The sequence below is a fragment of the Enterobacter sp. KB-221C9 genome (genome assembly GCF_041320715.1).
Classification (GTDB): domain Bacteria; phylum Pseudomonadota; class Gammaproteobacteria; order Enterobacterales; family Enterobacteriaceae; genus Enterobacter; species Enterobacter asburiae_D.
In genome coordinates, this window is the sequence record NZ_JBGIWG010000015.1 from 1 (window position 1) to 19399 (window position 19399).

Consider the following 19399-nt stretch of genomic DNA (forward strand, 5'->3'; position numbering starts at 1 on the left):
GACTTAGACATTTTAAAGAAAGACCGGTCCATGTTGCTTGCCCGGTATGCGCATACAGAGCCAATCAGAAAGCAGGTAAACTAAGAAAAAATGCTGTTCTGGAATGTCCTGCCTGCGGACTGTTGTTCAGGCCATCAGAATGCTGGTGCATCGGCGGCTGAACAGTTCCTGCAACTTAACTGATATCTGTAAATGCCAACATTCCTTTTATAGTATAGTGGTAGAGGGCATTATGATGAAAGATAAAAAATCTGTTTTTATTGAAGGAGATATACTTTCGAACAGCTGTCATGGACAGATCGGTCAACATTTCTATATCCACAGAGTGAAATTTAGCAATGGTAAATATGCAATTGTTCGGGAAGCATCAGGGATATGTTTCAAGCCAGGCGAAGTTATTCAACGAAATGATTGCTATTGGTTTTATAACTTAATCCCAATTCGTCTTCTATCTTTTGAGTATGTTGGGGAGGATGAATCCAGAAGGCAATTCCTCGAATATCGTTAATAACCCATTGAGTCTTATAGAAAAAGAATTTTTTTCGCCTCACTAAACCATTTAGTGAGCATCCACTCCCACACGCAATCTGTCCCCCTGAATTCAGAAAAAAACTCAATTATCTAAATGAAACGTTCCGCTGAAAAACAAATTCTTCAAATTATCCATGTGCATTACAACCTTCATTAGCTTAGGGAAATTTATGTCACAACTCTTTACATACAAATTACTTCATCCCCGCCACTGGTTTTCCTGGGCAGGCTTGGCACTTCTGTGGGTTATAGTCCAACTTCCTTATCCGGTTTTATATACTCTTGGTTCCGGTCTTGGAAAAATCTCCAGGCCCTTTTTAAAACGTAGAGAAAGTATAGCGGTTAGGAATATTGAACTCTGTTTTCCCGATATGACTCCGATTGCCCGAAGCCAGATGATAAATAATAACTTTGTTTCTCTCGGGCTGGGACTGATGGAAACTGGCATGGCCTGGTTCTGGAGCGATGCGAGAGTCAAAAAGTGGTTTGACGTAGAAGGGATTGAAAACTTGGCTAACGCAACCGGAGGGGTAATGGTTGTCGGGATTCATTTCATGTCGCTTGAACTATGCGGAAGAGTAATGGGGTTATGCCATCCAATGATGGCAACATATCGGCCGCACAACAATCCATTGATGGAATGGGTTCAGACAAAAGGACGTATGCGTTCAAATAAAGCTATGATTGATCGACGTAATCTATCTCGCTTAGTTCATGCACTCAAGGCCGGTGAAGCTGTGTGGTTTGCACCAGATCAGGATTACGGGCCTAAGGGGAGCGTTTTCGCACCCTTTTTCTCGGTAAAAAAAGCAGCCACAACGAACGGAACGTACGCACTTTCAAAACTCGCTGGAGCAAATTTGATCACACTTAGCATGATTCGACGGAGCGATAAAAAAGGTTATCATATGTATATCAGTAATCCATTGTTAGGATATCCGGAGGACGATAATATCGCTGCAGCTGCTTATATGAATAAAATCATCGAGCGTGAAATCCTCCGCGCCCCTGAGCAATACCTGTGGATGCATCGAAGGTTCAAAACGCGCCCAGAAGGAGAAGACTCTTTATACAAATGAATTTTTCACAGAATTATTCAAATGATTGTCCAGTGGACCTTTCTCAACACCACTCGCACCTCATGCTAGCTTTCATCCGTTCATATTCCGTCCTTAGCAGTTCAGAGGTGTAGGATCCAATAGAGCGGCCAAAGCTAGGATTTCGTACTGCCTAATCCTCAAGATAAAAAAGGTACCATGGGAAAAGTGATTAATATGATTGAGTTATTAGACAACTATTTCTCCGCGCATCACTCAGTCAGCATCAGTCACTTCAGCTACGCTTTATGTGTTCAGCAATGAGCGTGTGGTATAAAAAATCTCTTTCGGCTCAATAGCAGTAGCGCTCACGCTTGCATCCCCTTTCCCCTTGCCAGGTTGATTCTGTCAACGCATTCCCTCAATGCTTTGACTTGCTCCGAAGAGAGTTCAGTTTCATCAATTGTGGCCAGAAGCGCGTTGAGGGAGCGCTCAATATCGTTTTTAGTCAACCGTAAACAGATAACCTTAACCCAACGTGGCGAGAACTTGCTGAGGCCGATTGCTCTTGTGATTCGTAATTTCATGCCATGCCTCTTTGTCGCCAGAGGAGGCGACTTGTAACTTGTTTATAACACGTTGTGGAAACAAAGCCTTCTACTCATTCGCTGTATGGTACGAATCTGAAGAATCTTTGCTCGCACAGTTAAACTCTCCCTTCATCTTTTAGGCGCGCGTATTTAGCCTTCAGAAGTTCAGCTGGCGTTGGCCCCCTCGGAGCCACTGGTGCTGCCAACGCACGACGAACAGGCGGGATTGGTTTCCCGGCCAGCACCCGCTTTTCCCACATATCCAGAATGTCGCCGGCTTCATGCTCAAGTTCTTTGTGGCACAGTTGACCATCAGTTCCCCGGCGCCGCAGTTCGAGGCATATATGGTAATAAACTGGCTTCGGCCACGGATAATGCTCACTGCTCGGGTACCGAAACACCAGCTTGCGCCACTTCCAGTACTCAGCCATAACGTCAGCGGTGGTGATCCCCAGTACGCTGCGCCCTTCCCTGCACCACTTGATGAACTGGCCTGGAGAAGGCAGGAACGGGCGATCCTGGCGACGCACCATGCGCATGCCGGCTTCAACCTGCTCCAGAGTGGTGATCCCGTTTTCTTTGAAGGCCAGCACCCACTGTCGACGGATCTCGTTCACGTCTTCCTGACTGCGATTAACCAGGCTTGCAGGGAACGCGGCCGCCAGCTGCACAAACAGGCCGTTGATAATCTGCGCCACCTGCTGTGTTTGCTCACGTTCGCTGTACTGTTCGGGCATTCCATGTGCCACACGCCGGGCCTGTTCCCGGTCAAAATTGCGAATGCTCTCGGCTATGTTTTTCATTCCAGCACCCCGTCAATCCAGTCGGTGTTATGCAGGTCGATGCCGCCCCGGGATGGCTTTGCCGCTCCGGTTGCGCGCAGCCGTTTGGTGGTGAGCTGATCCCACTGCTTGCGCAGACTCGAAGGGCTCAGGATGTTGTCTTTCCAGAACTCGTCCCGGTTGGCCCACTGGAACAGGTCACAAATTTCGTAGTGCGTGCGCTTGTCCTGGACACGCATCAGCCTGATGGTATTTGCCCATTCAACCCAGTTGGGTTCGGATAGCGATGCGTTGACGGTGAGAAGCCTGTCGTAAATCCAGCGTGCGGCCTTGAGGTCGTCAGCGGAGCCCCATGATTTACCTGCCGGGGTGTATATCCCGGCGGCAGCTTCTGGATGGCGTGAGAGAAACTTTTGAGTTTTCTGGTTTCGGGATTCGTCAGAATTCCGAGACGAGGATATTTTATTATTGTTCTTGTTATAGTCTTGGGTGTCTACCGTTTCCGGGAAGGTTTTTCCCGTTTTCGGTAACACTTTTCCCGATTTCGGGAAGACTTTTCCCGTTTTCGGTTTGTCTAAAATCCAGGCAGAAAGGTCAGTATTTATACCGACCGTTTTCATCACGCCCTGCTTCTGACTGAAGATAATTTTGCGATCTGCGAGCGATTTGAGCGCATCAGAAACATGCGAATCACTCAGCCCTGTAAGCTCGGCGATCACCGTGTTCGTAACGCGGTCTTGTTTCTTGTTCCAGCCGTAGGTAAGCCAGATCACCGCCTCAAAACACTGCCACTCCCGGCCTGACATTCTCAGACGAGGCTTGAGCTGTTGGATCTCGTTAGCGACCTTGGTATACCCATTCGACAGGTCGGCCATACGACCTCCCAGTTGTTCGGTTCTGTGGGGGAAATTGATAATTTCAGCTGTGTTTGACATACTTAGCTCCGCAATTACACTCCGTTTTTGCACCTGAAAGTCGGTTCTGTTCGCGCAGACCGGCTTTCGCCTTTTCTAGAGTATTCATATTGCCCCCAGCATGGTTGTGACCATCGCCAGCAGCGGCGCTGTAAGGTCCGGATCGACACGGAACATCTCAAAAATCCCCTCGCCTAACTCCTTCAGCTTTTCCTTCTTCGGTGCATCGAGCATCAGAGCTTGCTTCGCCTCACTCACCTCTTTTTCCAACCTAGCCATGCGAAATGCGAACGTGTCATTCTTTACGACGCGGTCGCGGTATCGAAGCGGTAATACAGACATGATCGCGGGCACCAACTGTTCGACGTTCTTTCGGTACGATGCGGAGTCTTCTTTGTTGTCGAGCCAGCGGAACAGCTTGACGTTCCAGACATCGGCCTGGCCTGAGAATTCCACGCCATCAAGTTGGAGTTCTTCCGCCGCTTCCTGGATTTGAAGCGCAACAGCTACGCGCCCTTCTGCCGCTGCCCACGCCCGGACTGCAGAACAAATATCACGGTGATCAATATCCTTCACTGCCGACTCGCTTTGATGACACTGGAATATCAGAGGATTAGAGGAAGCTCTGCTACTCTGTTGATGTGAAACAGTCTGCATAGTTAAGGTTCCTGTTTGGGTAAACCGTCTGTGGGATTTGGATACAGATCTGGGCGCAGTTCATGGGGCGTTACACCGGTAACCCCGTAAATTGACAACACTCGTTCAGCAGGAATCCCCTTGCGGCGCCAAAGCGAAACAGCCATTTTTGAAACACCGATCAGAGCACCTAGCCCGCTTGCCGAGCCGGATCGAAGAATTGCAAGTTCAATTCCAGTCATAGGACCTCCTTAAGTGCAAGCGAGTAAAGCATCAATTTACCAATCAGTCAAGAACCACCTGCCTATCAAGTGGTAAAGCTATTGTTTACAATCCATATATGAATAGAAAAGAACCTAACCAGAGCCTGATTTCTAGGCTGACTGAATTGAATAAAAAAGGCTTCTCAAAAACAGAGATGGCCAAAGTAGCTAATGTCAGCAAGCAAGCGGTGACCGGATGGTTTCGAACCGGTAAGATGAGCAAAGAATCGGCACTTGCCTTAGCTGATGCAGCTGGAGTGTCGGTCCCCTGGCTCCTTGGTGAGGACGTTGGTGAGAAAGACGGTCTCAAGGCAGACGAACAACGTCTGCTGGAGCTATATCGCCAACTGCCCGAAGAAGAACAACGGAACATGCTCCGCATCTTCTCGCTTCGCCTGAAGGAGTTGGATGAGCTTTATGAGAAGTACATGAAGGGCCGGATAAAGGGTCGAGAAGATTAGGGTAAATTGCTTCATTCCATTCTCTAAAATTCGCATCGGATATTAGTAAATTACAATCAATTCTTGGTGATTAAGGTCGCAGGCACGCGGCCTTTTTTCTTGCAAGAAAATAATTTGCACGTTGCTACTTGCATGTGATTAAATCGCTAGTAAATCACAACACGAGAAACGCTCATGCAAGAAAATAATGAACCAAAGGGAAAGGCCAAAGGTGGTAAAGCTCGCGCAGCCAAAATGACAGCCGATGAAAAGAAAGCTCAATCACTAAAAATGGTGCAAGCAAAAGCTGAATTAGCAAGCATGCCAAAAGTGATTGCTGGTTCTAACGATGAGCCATTAAAGATCGGTGAAATAGAATTAGAGTGTTACGTCTTAGATGATGAAAATAAGACAAGGGTTTTCTCTCAGCGTGGCTTAGCATCAGCCCTTGGCTGGGACCCTAGCCAAGCTGCCGCGCGACTTGCAAACTTTACTGAGGGCGGTTTCTTAAACCCATTTGTAAACAATGAGATACCAGATTTACTTCGTGGCGCGCTTAAATTCAAAAACCCTCATACTCCAGGCTACATGATCGGCTATCCTGCCACAATTCTTGCTGATTTATGCGATGCGATTTTGGCCGCTGATGCAAAAGGAGTATTAAAGAAAGGGCAAGAAGAGCTAGCTCGCAGGGCACTACTCCTGGTTCGAGGTTTTGCAAGAGTAGGTATTGTAGCCCTTGTTGACGAAGCTACTGGTTATCAAAGAATTAGAGAAAGGGACTCATTAGCTAAGATTCTTGAAGCTTTTGTTGCTAAAGAGTTACAACCGTGGGTGCATACTTTTAGTCCTGATTATTACGAGCAATTATGTCGCCTCAGAGGGATCCCATACCCTCCTCAAAAAAGGAATTTTCCAGCATACTTTGGTACCTTAACAAACAAAATTGTTTATGACCGACTTGCACCAGGATTGAGGGAAGAGCTTAAACTAGCTGCTTCTAAAAGCAAAAAAAGTGGAAGACTACACCAGCATTTAACTCAAGAAATCGGGCATCCAAAGCTTAGAGAACATCTTTCGTCAGTAGTTACGGTAATGAAACTAAGCAACAATTACGAGGATTTCGAAACTAAGTTCGAGGTTGTTCACCCTGAATTGCCGAAACCTTCCATACGAAAGTAAATTTTAACCTCAACACCACGACGGTTTTTAGTCCTCAAACAAGTCTGCCTCAAAGCCCTGCCCTTTATTTAAAGATCCCGACCTTAGCGTCGGGATTTTTTTGCGCACGATAACTCATTTTCGTACACCAGATGGTCAAGGTAAAGAATTGCTGTACTTTTGAGTAATTCCACACTTGACCTATAGGTAAAGTAGTGATTTACTAACATCACCAAGACGCACTACGAACCACCAAGGCAGGACGCCCACGAAGTAGCCGCCGACGGCATACGAATAGTCGGATGAGGTGGAGAGATTAACGCGCATCAGGTTTAAACGTTCCGCTGGCCGGCGTTACAGGCGCATATAGGGGGAAAAATTGTGGATGACACGGTCATAAGAAAGAGTGAGCTTTATGCACATTGCAACAGCTCACTCTGGAGAAATAGGTCTAGCTGGGGAAGCATATAACCCTATTTCCATTCGTCTTCTGAGAGTTTCTGGTCAAGAAAGACTTCGAATTTTGCATAGATTTTTTCTATCTCTTCCACCGGATCGTGGGGGTCAGAAAGATTCCGGCCAGAAGAGATTTGAGCAGAACGGTAAGAGTTATATGTATCAACCGCTAAGCGAGTTAAATACAAGACTTTCTCTTCTTTTTCCACAGTTAACTCCCTCATTAGAGTGCGGGAATAACCACAATAGCACTGAAGTTAGGACCGCGATACGACAGTCAGAATTAAAAGGAAAGATAAATGATCGACTTTGCACGAACACCTTCAAGACAACAAGCTATCCGCCTCAGTGCGGCGGAAGTATGGATTCGCAAGCTTTGCTACTTACTGGCGCAAAAAGGCAATCCAGAGCTAAAAGCATGAGCTCTCTCTTTGCGCTGATCGTTACCGTCTGCGCCCTCACCGGGGAATGCTCAGACATCATGCTCGGTGTATACCAGACCGAAGCTGGCTGTGATGCAGCTGCCAAAGAGCAGCACATTAAAGGAGAGTGTCACCCATATAAACCGGCTGAAGACCAACAGCCTGCTTTCTAATTTTAATCGAGTTATGACCAATGGCTGTTACCAGCCCCTAAAAGCACAAAACCCGCGCAAGGCGGGTTAAGTACCCGGTCAGCCGACCAAAGCTTTCCGGAATCGAGTTTTGACCAATGACCACTACCCAAGGCGGCAATCATTAGCTGCGGGTATCTTACAACCAAAATTAAGGACCCGATATGGAATTCTTTCATTTTATCAAGGCAACCCAGAAATCCGGCAAAGAAGATGCCGTTATCTGGTTCACGGCTAAATCAGAAGCACGAGCCAATTTGCAGCTGGATGTAGAGCTAGAAGATGCTGGCATTGAAACCGGCCGGGGCACGGATTATGCCAAACCAGTTCGGACCGATTTCCCCGTGTATAACGACCTGCCGGAAGAAAGTGCGGTGGATTACACCTGGTGCAAACGCTACGAACTGCAGGAAGATGGACGCACCTGGCTGCCAAAGGCTGGTGCTGAGTTGACTGGACCTGTGGACACCACTGCCGCACCGGAAACGTCCGTTAATGTCGAAACTACCGTCGAGAGTGTCCCGCTTGAAAACCGCACTCCAGCGGTCCGTTTTGCCGTCCACCTGACCAGCGACAAATACCAGTCACACATCACTAAAGAGCAGCAGCTGTCTGCCAGCGAAATGTCACTGGATGAAGGCAACACCTATCTCCAGAACCTGCTGCTGGCGAAGAACGACATCCCTGAAGTTGCCGATCTCAGCCTGAACGCTGAGTGGAAACTGGTTCAGGCGATTAAGCAGGTATTCACGCCAGATGAAGCACACGAAACCGAAATTATCGCTGCATTCATGGCTGACTGGGCGAGAGCAGATGCCAGCGACCGCAATCAGTTAGTTGAAGAGTGGAGAAGCGGAAAGCTTTCTCTTCTCAAATCAGAAAGCACCAGCAACTCCGACGTTACAACCGTTCAGGTTCTGGAACCTGATAACGGTATCCAGATTGACGAGAATGATGACGAAACCACTCGTTATCCAGTCGTGCGTATGCCGTTCCGGAAGCAGCTACTCGCCCAGTTCACCGCCAACGAACTGCGCCACCACTTAACCCGCCAAGAATACGAAGGTATCAGCGCTCTGGAGATGGACACTGACAACAGCTATGTCCAGAACCTGCTGCTGGCGGCAGAAAACTGCGAAGAGGTTAAGGGTTACGACACCAAAGACCTGTGGCGCTATACCGACGCCATTCGCAAGGTGTTCAGCCAGGAGAAGCGCCACGAACTCGCTTTGGTTCTCCGTTTCACCCGAATCTGGGCGGCGACTGATTACATTGACCGCGGCATCCTGGCGCGCGAATGGGCTGCCGGAAACCGCATCAGTAATGTTCAGCGCAGCAATTCTGGTACCAATGCCGACGGTGGCTATGTAACGGATCGCGGCGAAGGCGCGCATCACACTCTGGACACCCTCGATCTTGAGATCGCATGCGCCCTACTGCCTATGGACTTCCACCACTTCGAAATTCCTTCGAGCGTATTACGACGTGCCAAAGAAATCGTGGCTAAGAAAGAAGAACCATGGAAATCATGGGGCGCCATCTTGCGTAATCAGCCGGGTGTACTGGCGGTGAACCGTGCGGCAATCTTCAATCTGATCCGCATCGCTCCCGAGAACATTCATCACACGCCAGCGGCTCATCTTGAGTTCGTTAATAAAACCATGACGGCTGAGTTTAACTCTGCTGTGGAGTTACTGCCGTTGCCTACCCATGCAGTTGAGACAAAAGCCCCAGATGAACAACCGCAGGTTGAAAATCTCGGTAGCGGCGTGTTCTCCATCGATGGCCTGATGGATGGAAATACCGAACCGGTCATCAATACCTCCTCAAATGAAGTCGAAAAAACGGAAAAAATAGCGGAGACCATCAGCGATGTGCAGATGGAAACGGTTAAGCCAGAGAAAGACGAAGATGTTGGTTCGGTACCACCGGGCGAAAGCACTGATGCAGCTAATTCGCAGACAGATTCCGTAGCGTTGGAAGAACAGCAAGCAGAACCGGTAATTGTATACCCGGCTTACTTCGAGCCTGGCCGCTACGAATGCCTACCGAATGACGTTTATCACGCAGCAAACGGTATTAGCTCAACCCAAGTGAAAGATGCCCGCGTCAGCCTGATGTACTTTAACGCGCGCCATGTGGCTAAAACCATCCCGCGAACAGCATCCAAAGTACTGGATATGGGAAACCTAGTGCACGCCCTTGCATTGCAGCCGGAAAACCTCGTAGCAGAGTTCAGCGTAGAACCGGAGATCCCGGAGGGTGCTTTCACCACCACCGCAACTCTGCGCGAGTTCATCGATGCGTACAACGCCAGCCTACCGGCGCTGCTAAGCGCTGACGAGATTAAAGCGTTGCTTGAAGAACATAACGCATCCCTTCCCGCTCCAGTGCCGCTTGGCGCGAGCCTGGAAGAAACGGCTCAAAGCTATATGGCTCTCCCTGCTGAGTACCAGCGTATTGAAGAAGGCCAGAAGCAAACAGCAACAGCAATGAAGGCATGTATTAAAGAGTACAACGCCACCCTGCCCGCGCCAGTTAAAACCAGCGGCAGCCGTGATGCGCTACTCGAGCAATTAGCGATCATCAATCCTGATCTGGTGGCGCAAGAAGCGCAGAAACCGACGCCGCTGAAAGTGTCCGGTACCAAAGCAGATATGATCCAGACAATTAAATCAGTTAAGCCCGATGCCATATTCGCCGACGAACTGCTGGATGCCTGGCGCGACAACCCTGGTGAAAAGATTCTGGTTACCCGCCAGCAACTGGCCACAGCGCGGGCAATTCAGTCCGCACTACTGGCGCACCCGACCGCGGGCATGCTGCTGACACATCCAAGCCGCGCCGTTGAGGTGAGCTATTTCGGTTTCGACGACGAAACCGGATTAGAAGTGCGTGTACGCCCTGACCTCGAGATTGAACTGGACGGCGTGCGCATCGGTGCTGACCTGAAAACCATCAGCATGTGGAATGTGAAGCAGGAAAGCCTGCGCGCCAGGCTGCACCGGGAAATCATAGACCGTGACTATCACCTCAGCGCGGCTATGTATTGCGAGACCGCGGCGCTGGATCAGTTCTTCTGGATTTTCGTCAACAAAGACGAGAACTACCACTGGATCGCCATCATTGAGGCATCCACCGAACTGCTGGAACTGGGCATGCTCGAGTACCGCAAAACAATGCGCGCCATCGCCACAGGTTTCGACACGGGCGACTGGCCAGCGCCGATCACTACCGATTACACCGATGAACTGAACGACTTCGACCTGCGCCGCCTCGAAGCGCTGCGCGCTCAGGCTTAAGGGGGATTTATGCATAACACTAACGTTACCGTTGCTGACCAGAACACCGTTATTAACTCCAACGTGGCTTTGTTCGATTCCCAGTATCTGAACGCCATCAGCACGTTCGCGCAGATTATGGCCCAGGGCACCGCTACTGTTCCTAAGCACCTGCAGGGCAATCAGGCCGACTGCATGGCTGTAGCGATGCAAGCGGCTCAGTGGCAGATGAATCCCTTTGCCGTGGCGCAGAAGACGCACCTGATTAACGGTGTGCTCGGGTATGAAGCGCAGCTGGTTAATGCCGTCATTTCACGAAGCGGTGTGCTGGCCAGCCGCTTTGAATATGAATGGTACGGACCATGGGAAAAGGTTGTTGGGAAATTCCATATCCGTAAAGGCGACAAAGGCGAGTACCGAGTCCCGGGCTGGACCCTGGCTGACGAAGCAGGGATCGGCATCATTATCAGCGCAACCCTGAAAGGCGAAGATCAGCCGAGAGAACTAGATTTACTGCTGGCTCAGGCCCGTACCCGAAACTCTACCCTCTGGGCTGACGACCCTCGCCAGCAACTGGCGTACCTGGCCGTCAAACGCTGGGCGAGACTGTTCTGCCCCGATGTGATTCTGGGCGTCTACACCCCGGATGAACTCGATGATCGCCGTGAAGAGCGAGAGGTAAATCCCGCACCGGCGCAGCACGTTAGCCTTGCTGATATTTCAGGTGACAACGTCACTACGACTCAAACGGCTCAGGAATCAGCTCAAAATATCGATGCACTTGCTGATGATTTCCGTGACCGCATCGAGGCGGCTCAGGATGTGGATAGCGCTAAAGCGCTGCGCGCAGATATTGAAACCGTGAAAGCAACGCTGGGTTCTGCCCTGTTCACTGAGCTGAAAAACAAGGCCGTGAAGCGTTATTACCTGGTTGATGCACGGAACAAAGTCGAAGCAGCAATCAATTCCTTGCCACCTGCAGATGAGCCCGATGCAGCTGCTCGGTTCGCAGAAGTTGAGCGCGTCCTTGCATCGTCGAAACGCCATCTGGGCGACGAATTGCATGGTCAGTTCAGCGTCACCCTGGCGGATATGAAACCGGAATACGTGGACTAACGAGATCGGGAGGGGAAACCCTCCCTCAAGGAGAAGAAATGCGACTGATTAATCGAGGCAGTAAGCAATCCCCTTTGGCTCGCCAGGCATGTGAAATCGCACTCGCAGCCCACCAGCAAAGATATGGTGACTATGGGCGCAGCAAGATGAAAGAGACCTATACGGTGAGAGTGGAAGGCGTGAAGGTCTGGGTTGAAGTGGTCAACTGCAAGGCAAGCTACGTGGCCACTGCAATGACCGGCATGCGCCGACTGCGTTCCCTGCCCGGCCAGGCAAACTGAAACTGAAATTGAAATATCAACGATTAAAGACCGGCATCTCTATACTCATGCCGGTTACCTGAGGTGAACCATGTCGCAGGTAATTTACGATTCAGAATGGGGCGTTGCTTCAAAACTAAAAGAGAAGACAGGCCTTACCGATCGTCAGATTAAAAGCTATCGCCAAACCTCCTGGGTAGAAGGTGTTCATTTTAAGAGAATCCCATTGGATGGAAGCAGCTCCGAAGAGCGAGGACTTGTCTGGTACAACATCCCAAACATTAACAGGTTTGTGAAGGAGGCATAATGGCTGCAATGCCAACGGGTGTTGAGATCCACAACAATAAGATACGAATAAGTTTCAAGTTTCAGGGTGTTAGATGTCGAGAAACATTGAAAGGATGGATCGTAAATGCTTCGAATCTCAAAAAAGCCGGGAATCTAAGGGCCAAAATTGTAAGCGAGATTCAGCTGGGCACTTTTGACTACCGGGGCGTGTTTCCGGAGTCAAAGGTTGCAGCAAAGTTTTATGCATCTAAAAATATTACGACGTTCGCCGAACTTGCATCAACCTGGTATGAAAACCATAAAATCGATCTCTCCCCCAATGCCACAAGAAGCTATGGGATAGCTGTAAGAACGTTAACAAAACTAATTGGCCCTGAAACGCTGGTTGCATCCATCACCAACAGCGACATTCTGGGCTGGAGAAAGGAATTACTGACTGGCGAGACTAACTATGCTCCCGAAAAGAGAAGAAATAAAACCGGCCGCGCCGTTAGAACAGTAGATTATTATCTGGCCATCCTGCGACAAATCCTCGACTATGCGGTTAAAAATAAAGTCATTTCATATCAACCATATGTCGGGATAAAAAGGCTTCGCAAAGGGCAAACAAAACCAGATCCACTTCTGAGACATGAGTTTGAGCAGTTGAAAGAGACTGCTCCGGCTCAGCAGAAAAACATGTGGCAATTTTTTGCTTACACTGGCGTTCGGCCCGGGGAGCTTTGCGCTCTTGCCTGGGAAGATATCGATCTTAATTCCGGCGAAGCTACGATAGCACGCAATCTAACTCAGGAAGGTTTGTTTGGACCACCCAAAACCGAAGCTGGATACCGGACGATAAAGTTACTGGAGCCGGCTCTGGAGGCTTTGCGAGCTCAAAAGGAACTTACCGGGAGTGCCCCTAAGGTACCAATCACTTTTCACCACCGGGAGTTCGGTAAAACGGAAACGCAGAAACTGCACTTTGTGTTTATGCCTCGACCTCAGAAAGGCAAGCAGGCAGCCTACTATTCAGTTAGTTCTATTGTGTCACTATGGGATATTACGGTAAGACGATCGGGCATTCGCCGCAGACGCCCCTATCAGCTGCGTCATACATACGCGTGCTGGATGTTGTCGGCAGGTGCTAATCCTGCTTTTATAGCGAATCAGATGGGTCATGAGAATGCAGAGATGGTCTTCCATGTATACTCTGCGTGGATAAATGCTCTCGATAGCGATCAGGTATCATTTTTGAATCAGCGCTTTGGCGGGTATGCAAATGCCCCTATAGTGCCCCTGAAGGTAAAAACAAAGTAGTTAATTACTTGATTTTCCGGTGATATTTAATGAAAAAGCTGTTTGTGCAGTTTTATCTTTTGCTGTTTGTCTGCTTCCTGGTCATGACCATGCTGGTCGGGCTGGTCTATAAATTCACCGCCGAACGTGCGGGCAGGCAGTCGCTGGACGATCTGATGAAAAGCTCGCTCTATCTGATGCGCAGCGAGCTGAGAGAGATCCCGCCGCACGACTGGGCGAAAACCCTCAAAGAGTTGGATCTGAACCTGTCGTTCGATTTACGCATCGAGCCGTTAAAAGATTTTGAGCTGGATCCGCCCGCCATGCAGCGTCTGCGCGACGGGGACATCGTCGCGCTGGATGAGAAATACACCTTTATCCAGCGAATTCCGCGCAGCCATTACGTGCTGGCCGTCGGGCCGGTGCCCTATCTCTATTATCTGCACCAGATGCGTCTGCTGGACATGGCGCTGATGGCCTTTATCGCCATTTCGCTCGCGTTTCCGGTCTTTATCTGGATGCGCCCACACTGGCAGGACATGCTGAAACTGGAATCCGCCGCGCAGCGTTTTGGCGAGGGGCATTTTACCGAACGTATCCACTTCGACAGCGGTTCCAGTTTTGAACGTCTGGGCGTGGCCTTTAACCAGATGGCCGATAACATCAATGCCCTTATCGCCAGTAAGAAGCAGCTGATCGACGGGATTGCGCACGAGCTGCGCACGCCGCTGGTTCGCCTGCGCTATCGTCTGGAGATGAGCGAGAATCTGACGGAAGCGGAGTCTCAGGCCCTGAACCGCGATATTGGCCAGCTTGAAGGGCTGATTGAGGAGCTGCTGACCTACGCGCGCCTCGATCGTCCGCAAAACGAACTGAACCTCAGCACGCCGGACCTGCCCGCCTGGCTGCAAACCCACATCGATGACGTTCAGAGCGTGAATCCGCAGCGCACGCTGTTAACGCGCGTCACGCCGGGTGATTACGGCGCGCTCGATATGCGCCTGATGGAGCGCGTGCTGGACAATCTGATGAACAACGCCATGCGCTACAGCGAAAGTACGCTACAGATTGGGCTGGATTTGCAGGGCAATCAGGCCAGCCTGACGGTGGAGGATGACGGTCCGGGGATCGCCCCGGAAGCGCGAGAAACCGTGTTTGAACCGTTTGTCCGCCTCGACCCCAGCCGCGATCGAGCCACCGGCGGATGCGGCCTGGGGCTGGCGATTGTCTACTCTATCGCGCAGGCGATGGGCGGCACGGTGCATTGCGAAGAGAGCGAGCTCGGCGGCGCGCGCTTCTGCTTTAGCTGGCCGGTGTACCATAACATCTCCCTTCCCGTCCCTGCCTGACCTCAACCGCACGCTGGCCTGACCCGGCGTGCTGTGCTATATGATAAGTATGTTGTAACTAATGAGAGTGCTTATGGCCACATACGATCTCCTCGAACGGCTGAACGGCACGTTTCGGGAAATAGAACACGAGCTCCTGACCCTGACCGAACGTTTGCAGACCTGCCGCCTGCTGGCCGCGCGCGTCTTTACCCTGCCCGAGGTGGCTAAAGGGGCCGAGCACGACCCGCTGGACGCCATCGAGGTTGAACAGCACATCGGCAGCGCCGCCCTTGAGCTGGCGCTGAAGCACTATCGCCGCCTGTTTATCCAGCAGCAGTCAGAAAACCGCAGCAGTAAGGCGGCCGTGCGTCTGCCCGGCGTGATCTGCCTGCAAACCGATGCGACAACGCGCGACGCGCTGGAAAGCCAGATTACCCATATCAACACCCTGAAAGCGGCTTTTGAAAAGATCATCACCGAAGAGTCCGGCCTCGCCCCTGCCGCCCGGTTTGAATGGGTGCACCGCCAGCTTCCGGGGCTGATTACCCTGAACGCCTATCGCACGCTAACGGTACTGCGTCACCCCGCCACGCTGCGCTTCGGCTGGGCGAATAAGCACATCATTAAAAACTTCACCCGGGATGAGATTCTGGCGCAGCTGGAAAAAAGCCTGAAGACGCCGCGCACCGTCGCACCGTGGTCGCGTGAACAGTGGATTGAGCGCCTGGAGCAGGAGTATCACAGCATCGCCTCGCTGCCGGCGGACACGCGCCTCAAGATAAAGCGCCCGGTGAAGGTGCAGCCTATCGCCCGCGTCTGGTACTCCGGTCAGCAAAAACAGGTTCAGTATGCCTGTCCGACGCCGCTGATTGCGCTGTATGATGCCGATCAGGGGGCCATCGTGCCGGATATTGGTGAGCTTTTGAATTACGATGCGGACAACGTCCAGCACCGTTACAGACCTCAGGCGCAGCCGCTGCAGCTGATTATTCCGCGGCTGCACCTGTATGTGGCGGGTTGATTATTTCAGGCTGCCGACCATTGCCTCCGGGCGAACCCAGGCGTCGAACTCTGCCTCCGTGAGATAGCCCAGCGCCAGGGCGGAGGCTTTCAGCGTCAGCCCCTCTTTATGCGCTTTTTTAGCGATCTCGGCGGCCTTGTCGTAGCCGATATGGGTATTCAGCGCCGTCACCAGCATCAGGGATTCATTGAGCAACTGGCTAATACGCTCGCGATTCGGCTCAATCCCTACCGCACAGTGCTCGTTAAAGCTCTCCATCCCGTCTGCCAGCAGACGAATCGATTGCAGAACGTTGTGGATCACCATCGGGCGATAGACGTTCAGCTCGAAGTTGCCGGACGCACCGCCCAGGTTGACGGCCACGTCGTTGCCCAACACCTGACAGCAGAGCATGGTCATGGCTTCGCACTGGGTCGGGTTGACTTTACCCGGCATGATGGAGCTGCCCGGCTCGTTTTCCGGGATGCTGATTTCACCGATGCCGCAGCGCGGACCCGAGGCCAGCCAGCGCACGTCGTTGGCGATTTTCATCAGCGAGGCCGCCAGCCCTTTCAGCGCGCCGTGGGTGTGGACCAGCGCATCGCAGGTCGCCAGCGCTTCAAACTTATTGGGCGCCGTAACGAACGGCTGTCCGGTGATGTTTGCCAGCTCCTCCGCCACGCGCACCGCGTATTCTGGATGGGTGTTTAACCCGGTCCCGACCGCCGTCCCGCCGAGCGCCAGCTCCGCCAGGTGCGGCAGGCTGTATTCAATGTGCTTCAGGTTATGTTCCAGCATCGCCACCCAGCCGGAAATCTCCTGGCCGAGCGTCAGCGGCGTGGCGTCCTGCAGGTGCGTACGGCCAATTTTGACGATGTCGCGGAAGGCCTGCGCTTTCTCGTTGAGCGTGGATTTCAGAACGTTGAGCTGCGGAATAAGCTGCTCGCGGATAGCAATCACCGCCGCCACGTGCATCGCCGTCGGGAAGACGTCGTTGGAACTCTGGCTTTTGTTGACGTCATCGTTGGGGTGGACCTTACGCTCCATGCCGCGCACGCCCCCCAGCAGTTCGCTCGCCCGGTTCGCCAGCACTTCGTTCATGTTCATGTTGCTCTGGGTGCCGGAACCGGTCTGCCAGATGGCGAGGGGGAATTCATCGGGATGCTTACCCGCCAGCACTTCGTCGGCGGCGCTGATGATGGCGGTCGCTTTGTCTGCCGTCAGCAGGCCTAAATCCTGGTTCACTTTAGCGGCTGCGCGTTTGGTGAGCGCCAGCGCCTGAATCAGCGAGACGGGCATTTTTTCAGTTGAGATACGGAAATGCTCCAGCGAACGCTGGGTTTGCGCGCCCCAAAGCTTGTCGGCCGGGACGTCGATGGCGCCCATCGAGTCTTTCTCATGGCGTACCGTGGTCATTACTTTCTCCTTGATAACAAAAGAGGGATTGCTCACATGCTTAAGGGATAAGTATTGATGACTTCTGGGAAACGATATGGCGCTTTGTGCGCTCTTATTGGCGTCGGGTGGCGGCTTCGCCTTACCCGACCTACGAGAATATAGGCCGGGTAAGCGCCAGCGCCACCCGGCAATTTACAGAATTACTTCACGCACGCCGAACACTGAGACGACTGGATCTGTTTGAAGAAGTCGTTACCTTTGTCATCCACGAGGATAAACGCCGGGAAGTCTTCCACTTCAATTTTCCAGATCGCTTCCATGCCCAGTTCCGGGTATTCCACGCACTCGAGGCTCTTGATGCTGCCCTGCGCCAGCACCGCAGCCGGGCCGCCGATGCTACCCAGGTAGAAACCACCGTGCTTGTGGCAGGCGTCCGTCACCTGCTGGCTGCGGTTACCTTTCGCCAGCATGATCATGCTGCCGCCGTTGGCCTGCAGCTGGTCAACGTACGAGTCCATGCGGCCTGCCGTGGTCGGGCCTAACGAACCGGACGCGTAGCCTTCAGGCGTTTTCGCCGGGCCGGCGTAGTAGATCGGATGATCTTTAATGTACTGCGGCAGCCCTTCGCCGTTGTCCAGACGCTCTTTCAGCTTCGCGTGCGCGATGTCGCGGCCCACGATAATCGTGCCGTTCAGGGAGAGACGGGTCGAGACCGGATACTGCGAAAGCTGCGCCAGAATCTCTTTCATCGGACGGTTCAGGTCGACGTGAACCGCTTCCCCCTCACCCGCTTTACGCAGCTCTTCCGGAATGTATTTGCCCGGGTTGTTTTCCAGTTTTTCGATCCACACGCCTTCGCGGTTGATCTTTGCCTTGATGTTGCGATCCGCAGAGCAGGACACGCCCATCCCGACCGGACAGGAGGCTCCGTGACGCGGCAGACGGATCACGCGCACGTCGTGGGCAAAGTATTTGCCGCCAAACTGCGCCCCGAGGCCCAGGTTACGCGCCTCTTCCAGCAGCTCCTGCTCAAGCTGTACGTCGCGGAACGCCTGGCCGTGCTCGTTACCTTCGGTAGGCAGGCCGTCATAGTATTTGGTTGAGGCCAGCTTGACGGTTTTCAGCGTGCTTTCAGCCGACGTACCGCCGATCACGAAGGCAATATGGTACGGCGGGCACGCCGCGGTGCCGAGGGTGCGCATCTTCTCAACCAGGTAGTTCTTCAGCTTGCCCGGAGTGAGCAGCGCTTTGGTTTCCTGGTAGAGATAGGTTTTGTTGGCTGAACCGCCGCCTTTGGCGATGCAGAGGAATTTGTACTCGTCACCGTCGACGCTGTAGAGGTCAATCTGTGCAGGCAGGTTGGTGCCGGTGTTGACCTCTTTGTACATATCCAGCGCCGCGTTTTGCGAGTAGCGCAGGTTATCTTCGGTGTAAGTGTTGTAGACGCCGTGCGCCAGGGCCGCTTCGTCACCGCCGCCGGTCCAGACGCGCTGGCCTTTTTTACCGACGATGATCGCCGTACCGGTGTCCTGACAGGTTGGCAGAACACCTTTCGCGGCGATGTCTGAGTTACGCAGGAACTGCAGGGCAACGTATTTATCGTTTTCGCTAGCCTGCGGGTCGCTCAGGATATCGGCAACCTGCTGCTGGTGCGCAGGACGGAGCATAAACGAGGCGTCGTGGAAAGCGTGCTGCGCCAGCAGCGTCAGCGCCTGCGGTTCTACCTTGAGGATCTCTTGTCCTTCAAACTCAGAGACGGAGACGTGATCGCGGGTTAACAGGTAATATTCGGTCCGATCCTTACTGAGGGGGAAAGGATCCTGATAATGGAAGGGTTTATTCGACATTGGTCTCTCACTTACTGCTTCGGTCTGTTTATTCAGGGCAGATGTTCCGCTGCCCGGCTTAAAAGCGAGTCAGCTTATCCTACACAATTTTTTAACAAAAACTGAGACTAGTACGACTTTTTACATCCACAGGTTACTTCCATGAGGTTTATTGCTTTAATACCCGGAGTTAATTCC

Annotated in this window: 21 protein-coding genes; 13 read left to right on the plus strand and 8 right to left on the minus strand. The window is 52.0% G+C overall.

Features of this window, described 5'->3' with window-relative positions; genetic code table 11:
* The coding region (locus AB8846_RS18875; protein WP_370733433.1) for a YnfU family zinc-binding protein at window positions 1–161 on the plus strand (161 nt) is incomplete at its 5' end.
* A 540-nt stretch (window positions 162–701) separates the two neighbouring features.
* Window positions 702–1610 carry a kdo(2)-lipid IV(A) palmitoleoyltransferase gene (gene lpxP, locus AB8846_RS18880; RefSeq protein ID WP_047647981.1) on the plus strand — a complete coding sequence of 303 codons (909 nt, stop codon included), beginning with the start codon at window positions 702–704 and terminating at the stop codon, window positions 1608–1610.
* A 326-nt stretch (window positions 1611–1936) separates the two neighbouring features.
* Here the strand turns inward: lpxP and AB8846_RS18885 are convergent, their stop codons facing one another.
* From AB8846_RS18885 to AB8846_RS18905, 5 genes are all read right to left on the minus strand, one after another.
* Window positions 1937–2155, minus strand: a complete 219-nt coding sequence (locus AB8846_RS18885) for a hypothetical protein (protein ID WP_047647982.1) — start codon at window positions 2153–2155, stop codon at window positions 1937–1939.
* 119 nt (window positions 2156–2274) lie between these two features.
* Entirely contained in the window at window positions 2275–2961 is a 687-nt protein-coding gene (locus AB8846_RS18890; protein ID WP_047647983.1) for a replication protein P, read from the minus strand.
* Complete coding sequence (locus AB8846_RS18895; protein ID WP_047647984.1) at window positions 2958–3875, minus strand: replication protein; 918 nt, start codon at window positions 3873–3875, stop codon at window positions 2958–2960. The genes AB8846_RS18890 and AB8846_RS18895 overlap by 4 nt, the downstream gene beginning before the upstream one ends.
* A gap of 84 nt (window positions 3876–3959) precedes the next feature.
* A complete protein-coding gene (locus tag AB8846_RS18900; protein ID WP_047647985.1) occupies window positions 3960–4511 on the minus strand; it encodes a toxin YdaT family protein in 552 nt (183 codons plus the stop codon).
* Between the two features lie 2 nt (window positions 4512–4513).
* Window positions 4514–4732 (minus strand): YdaS family helix-turn-helix protein, encoded by a 219-nt coding sequence (locus AB8846_RS18905; protein ID WP_047647986.1) that lies wholly within the window; start codon window positions 4730–4732, stop codon window positions 4514–4516.
* A gap of 98 nt (window positions 4733–4830) precedes the next feature.
* On the opposite strand from AB8846_RS18905, the gene AB8846_RS18910 reads away from it, so the two are divergent.
* Together AB8846_RS18910 and AB8846_RS18915 are read left to right on the plus strand one after the other, a co-directional pair.
* Window positions 4831–5214, plus strand: coding sequence for a helix-turn-helix domain-containing protein (locus AB8846_RS18910; RefSeq protein WP_047647987.1), 384 nt, complete (start codon window positions 4831–4833; stop codon window positions 5212–5214).
* Between the two features lie 174 nt (window positions 5215–5388).
* A complete protein-coding gene (locus AB8846_RS18915; protein ID WP_047647988.1) occupies window positions 5389–6375 on the plus strand; it encodes a P63C domain-containing protein in 987 nt (328 codons plus the stop codon).
* Window positions 6376–6827: 452 nt separating this feature from the next.
* Here AB8846_RS18915 and AB8846_RS18920 read toward each other — a convergent pair whose 3' ends face one another.
* Entirely contained in the window at window positions 6828–7019 is a 192-nt protein-coding gene (locus tag AB8846_RS18920; protein ID WP_059311999.1) for a hypothetical protein, read from the minus strand.
* Window positions 7020–7109: 90 nt separating this feature from the next.
* On the opposite strand from AB8846_RS18920, the gene AB8846_RS18925 reads away from it, so the two are divergent.
* From AB8846_RS18925 to tus, 9 genes are all read left to right on the plus strand, one after another.
* Window positions 7110–7232: a hypothetical protein gene (locus AB8846_RS18925; protein WP_258321457.1), complete on the plus strand. Its 123-nt coding sequence runs from the start codon at window positions 7110–7112 to the stop codon at window positions 7230–7232.
* Window positions 7229–7405, plus strand: a complete 177-nt coding sequence (locus tag AB8846_RS18930; protein ID WP_072034207.1) for a DUF1482 family protein — start codon at window positions 7229–7231, stop codon at window positions 7403–7405. Before AB8846_RS18925 ends, AB8846_RS18930 begins: the two co-directional genes overlap by 4 nt.
* A 182-nt stretch (window positions 7406–7587) precedes the next feature.
* Window positions 7588–10725, plus strand: coding sequence for a RecE family exodeoxyribonuclease (locus AB8846_RS18935; RefSeq protein ID WP_370733389.1), 3138 nt, complete (start codon window positions 7588–7590; stop codon window positions 10723–10725).
* A gap of 9 nt (window positions 10726–10734) precedes the next feature.
* Window positions 10735–11820 carry a RecT family recombinase gene (locus AB8846_RS18940; protein WP_085841767.1) on the plus strand — a complete coding sequence of 362 codons (1086 nt, stop codon included), beginning with the start codon at window positions 10735–10737 and terminating at the stop codon, window positions 11818–11820.
* Between the two features lie 38 nt (window positions 11821–11858).
* Window positions 11859–12101 carry a DUF4060 family protein gene (locus AB8846_RS18945; RefSeq protein ID WP_020882485.1) on the plus strand — a complete coding sequence of 81 codons (243 nt, stop codon included), beginning with the start codon at window positions 11859–11861 and terminating at the stop codon, window positions 12099–12101.
* A gap of 70 nt (window positions 12102–12171) precedes the next feature.
* On the plus strand, window positions 12172–12387 hold the full coding sequence (gene xisR / locus AB8846_RS18950; RefSeq protein WP_047647992.1) for an excisionase family protein: 216 nt from the start codon (window positions 12172–12174) through the stop codon (window positions 12385–12387).
* Window positions 12387–13667 (plus strand): site-specific integrase, encoded by a 1281-nt coding sequence (locus AB8846_RS18955; protein WP_085841768.1) that lies wholly within the window; start codon window positions 12387–12389, stop codon window positions 13665–13667. The genes xisR and AB8846_RS18955 overlap by 1 nt, the downstream gene beginning before the upstream one ends.
* A 29-nt stretch (window positions 13668–13696) precedes the next feature.
* Window positions 13697–14995, plus strand: a complete 1299-nt coding sequence (gene rstB, locus AB8846_RS18960; RefSeq protein WP_331412466.1) for a two-component system sensor histidine kinase RstB — start codon at window positions 13697–13699, stop codon at window positions 14993–14995.
* 73 nt (window positions 14996–15068) lie between these two features.
* On the plus strand, window positions 15069–15998 hold the full coding sequence (gene tus / locus AB8846_RS18965) for a DNA replication terminus site-binding protein (protein ID WP_370733390.1): 930 nt from the start codon (window positions 15069–15071) through the stop codon (window positions 15996–15998).
* On the opposite strand, the gene fumC is transcribed toward tus, so the two are convergent.
* Both fumC and fumA read right to left on the minus strand, forming a co-directional pair.
* Complete coding sequence (gene fumC, locus AB8846_RS18970; protein ID WP_370733391.1) at window positions 15999–17393, minus strand: class II fumarate hydratase; 1395 nt, start codon at window positions 17391–17393, stop codon at window positions 15999–16001. It abuts the gene before it with no gap.
* 182 nt (window positions 17394–17575) lie between these two features.
* The gene (fumA, locus tag AB8846_RS18975) at window positions 17576–19222 is read right to left on the minus strand and encodes a class I fumarate hydratase FumA (RefSeq protein WP_121423513.1); all 1647 of its coding nucleotides are present in this window, start codon (window positions 19220–19222) and stop codon (window positions 17576–17578) included.
* Between the last annotated feature and the right edge of the window lie 177 nt (window positions 19223–19399).